Origin of the sequence: Flavobacterium sp. (assembly GCF_044338735.1) — a bacterium.
Taxonomy (GTDB): Bacteria; Bacteroidota; Bacteroidia; order Flavobacteriales; family Flavobacteriaceae; genus Flavobacterium.
Genome location: NZ_JBIIWV010000170.1, coordinates 1 through 4,190 on the forward strand (window position 1 = coordinate 1; position 4,190 = coordinate 4,190).

A 4,190-nucleotide genomic window follows, 5' to 3' on the forward strand; every position below is an offset into this window, starting at 1 on the left:
GCATAACTAGCAAACGCTTCCCAGTCTTTCCAAATTTTCTCTAAAATAGTCGAATCATGACCCTTTTCTGAAGCTTGCTCGATGAATTTAGGTTTCATTTTATCCAAAACAGGCTTATCTTTTTTACCCATTGCTTTTCGAAGTACGTCGGCATCACCTTTTGTAAATCCAGCTAATGATTGTGACAAAAGCATTACTTGTTCTTGATAAACAGTAATTCCATAGGTTTCAGCTAAGTATTCTTCACAGGCTTCTAAATCGTATTTAATTTCTTCTTCACCATTTTTTCTTCGAACGAATGAAGGTATGTATTCCAATGGTCCCGGACGATATAATGCGTTCATGGCAATTAAATCGGCAAAAACAGTTGGTTTTAAATCCTTCATGTATTTTTGCATTCCAGGAGATTCATATTGAAATATCCCTACCGTTTCGCCTCGTTGGAATAACTCATATGTTTTTACATCGTCAATTGGGAAATTATCAGGATCCAAATCTATATTTAAACGATATTTGACCAATTTAACCGTGTCTTTAATTAAGGTTAAGGTTTTTAATCCTAAAAAGTCCATCTTTAACAAACCGGCGCTTTCGGCTACAGAGTTGTCAAATTGCGTTACATATAAATCGGAATCTTTTGCGGTTGTAACAGGAACAAAATTGGTAATATCACTGGGCGTAATGATTACTCCACAGGCGTGAATTCCGGTGTTTCGGATCGAGCCTTCTAATACTTTTGCTTGCTGAATGGTTTCTCCTGCTAAATCTTCTGAATTAGCAATTCCGATTAGTTCTTTGACTTTTTCAAATTCTTCCGAACGCAATGCCTTTTTGACTTCGCTTTCGTCTTCGGCTAAAAATCGAGCTAAATTCCATTTGGCAGGCATCATTCCTGGAATCAATTTGGCAATTCGATCCGCTTCAAACAATGGTAAATCCAACACTCGAGCGGTGTCTCTAATAGCCGATTTTGTAGCCATTTTACCATAGGTAATAATTTGTGCTACCTGATTTGAGCCGTATTTATTAATAACATAATCCATTACGCGACCGCGACCTTCATCGTCAAAATCGATATCGATATCGGGCATTGAAACTCGATCGGGATTTAGAAAACGTTCAAAAAGCAAATCGTATTTAATAGGATCAATATTGGTAATTCCTAAACAATAGGCAACAGCCGAACCTGCAGCCGAACCACGACCTGGACCCACGGATACATCCATTTTTCGGGCTTCGGCAATAAAATCTTGAACAATCAAAAAATAGCCTGGATAACCCGAATTAGCAATCGTAAGTAATTCAAAATCTAATCGCTCTTTGATATCATCTGAAAGTTCGGGATATCGTTTTTCGGCACCTTTATAGGCTAAATGTCTTAAGTAATTATTTTCGCCTCGCACGCCACCATCTTGGGCATCTTCTGAAACTTCAAATTCATCAGGAATTTTAAATTTTGGTAGTAAAACATCGCGATACAAGGAATAAATTTCTACTTTATCGATAATTTCCTGAATATTGATAATCGCTTCGGGTAAATCAACAAAAAGTTGCTTCATTTCGTCACCCGACTTAAAATAATAATCCTGATTAGGCAATCCATATCGATATCCGCGACCGCGACCAATTGGCGTTGCTTGTTTTTCACCTTCTTTTACACACAATAAAATATCGTGTGCGTTGGCATCTTCTTTATTAACGTAATACGTATTATTGGTTGCAACCAACTTCACATTATGCTTTTTTGCGAAAGCTATTAACGTTTGATTTACTCGAATTTCATCTTCTTGCTTGTGTCGCATGACTTCCAAGTAAAAATCAGCACCAAATTGCTGCTTCCACCAAATCAAAGCTTCTTCGGCTTGACTTTCCCCAACATTTAGAATTTTACTCGGAATTTCGCCATATAAATTTCCCGATAAAACAATGATGTCTTCTTTATATTGCTCAATAATTTTTCTATCGATACGCGGCACATAATAAAACCCATCCGTGTAGGCAATAGAAGACATTTTGGCTAAATTATGATAGCCTTTTTTGTTTTTTGCCAATAAAACAACCTGATAGCCGTTGTCTTTTTTGGTCTTATCTTTATGATCATCGCAGATATTGAATTCACAACCTACAATCGGCTTGATTTCGGTTTCTGTGAGCACTTCACCTGCTTCAATTGACGCTTCAATTTTCGCTTTTGCTGCTTTGTTATGATTCATTACAGCACTTACAAAATGGAAAGCTCCCATCATGTTACCTGTATCTGTGATAGCAACTGCAGGCATATTAAATTTAGCTGAAGCGCTTACCAAATCATTTACCGCTATAGTTGATTGCAATACCGAAAATTGCGTATGATTGTGTAAATGTGCAAAAGCAGCGTCTTTTAAATCTGATTTTATATCGTCTGAAATTGTGGTTTGAACTTCTTCTTGTTCAATTTTTTTCAAACGGGTCCTAATTTGGTCAGAAGCTTGTTTTAGATTAACATGTTGTAATCCGATTAATTGAATTTCGCCCAGATTTTTTTCTTTGAAACTTCTAAAATAGTCGGGAGTTACATCAAGTTCTTCTTTGGTAAAAATTTCTCTTTTGATTAACTCCAGAAAACAGCGCGTTGTAGCTTCCACATCGGCAGTTGCATTGTGTGCTTCTGCAAAAGGTTGGTTAAAAAGATATTGATGTAATTCGGTTAATGTTGGTAATTTAAACTTTCCGCCTCTTCCACCGGGTAACTTCAATAAATTAGCAGTAATTTCGGTACACGTATCTAAAACAGGCATTTTAATCATGTCTGAACCAATGTTCATACGATGAAATTCACATCCCATTATATTGACATCAAATCCTACATTTTGCCCAACAATAAATTTAGTTTTGGAAAGTGCAATATTGAATTTTTCTAATGCTTCCGATAACAAAATTCCTTGCTCCATTGCTAATTCGGTAGAAATACCATGAATTCTTTCGGCATCATACGGAATATTAAAACCTTCAGGTTTTACCAAATAATCTTGGTGCTCGATTAAATTTCCCATCTCATCGTGCAACTGCCAAGCTATTTGAATACAACGAGGCCAGTTATCAGTATCTGTAATAGGTGCTGACCAACTTCTAGGTAAACCGGTGGTTTCGGTATCGAAAATTAAATACATAGTGGTAAAATTCCAAGTTCAAAAATTCAAATTCCAATGCTTAACAATACGAATTTGAGATTTATCAAAATTACATTTTAAGTCGTTAAGGAGCAATTTTAGTTATTAACAAAAAACCACTTGAATTTCTTCAAATGGTTTTACTATGGTGCTATTATTCTATTTTTTTATTGCCCTAATGGTATTTTATAAAAATGTCCTTCTGAAAAAGTAATCACTTCACCATCTGCATTTGTAGCATTCAATTTAAATGTACCTGTAAACAAGCCTTCAGAAATATCTTCAATAGTTATTTCGCCATTACTTTGTTGTACATTTTCAATACGAACCGTTGCATTATTATTGCCTCCTTGAATTGTAACTACATCTCCTGAAACATATCCTAATCCTCTTGAAACCACTGTAACCTTAGTAACAGCTCCTGATAAAGTTGTCAAAGCAAGTCGTAAACCCGAACCCGAACCGCCACTTGTTTGAGCAGCAGCCGAAGTGGTATAACCTGTTCCGGGAGTTAATAAATTTGATAATAAATATGCTGGTCCTTCAACTACACTTGTGTCATAAAAATCTGGAAATCCAGCAGCATTTGAGGTACATGAAGCAAAATTATTTGCGTTTTGTGTACCTAATAAATAAGTTCCAACATTTGTAGCATTAGTTTTTAGAACAACCGTTTCAGAAGATGAATATGCTGTAATAGTCATTCCTCCAGTTGCATCGACAGCAACACTCGCATTATTTGCTCTCCATTGTACATCATTACGTTTAGCTTGAAAACCAGGAGTATTGGTCTGAATATCTTGCTCACAAGCACTAAATAATACAACGATAGCAAAGAAAGAAACAATTTTTTTCATTTTTAAGGGTTTATTAAATGTTGGGGAAACAAAAATAAGTTATTTATCCAAACAAACACAAAATCTATTAAAAAATATTTTTTACAGAGATAGGTTATTTATATTACAAAGTTTTATATATTTGCACCCTTAAATAACCAAGGTCGAGTACCTTAAATTAATCACAAGATTATGTCAGTAAAAA

At 35.3% G+C, this 4,190-nt stretch carries 2 protein-coding genes; both read right to left on the reverse strand.

Translation table 11 applies throughout. The annotated features are described in order from the left end of the window. Positions 1-3,149: DNA polymerase III subunit alpha (gene dnaE / locus ACIQZC_RS09450; protein ID WP_396138981.1), on the reverse strand; the 3,149-nt coding region annotated here is incomplete at its 3' end. Between the two features lie 167 nt (positions 3,150-3,316). Then, on the reverse strand, positions 3,317-4,006 hold the full coding sequence (locus ACIQZC_RS09455; RefSeq protein WP_396138982.1) for a DUF6252 family protein: 690 nt from the start codon (positions 4,004-4,006) through the stop codon (positions 3,317-3,319). Positions 4,007-4,190: the final 184 nt, after the last annotated feature.

Bases quoted from the DNA above. Each gene is read 5' to 3' on its own strand.
- ACIQZC_RS09455 (WP_396138982.1), bottom strand. From the start codon at position 4,006: ATGAAAAAAATTGTTTCTTTCTTTGCTATCGTTGTATTATTTAGTGCT.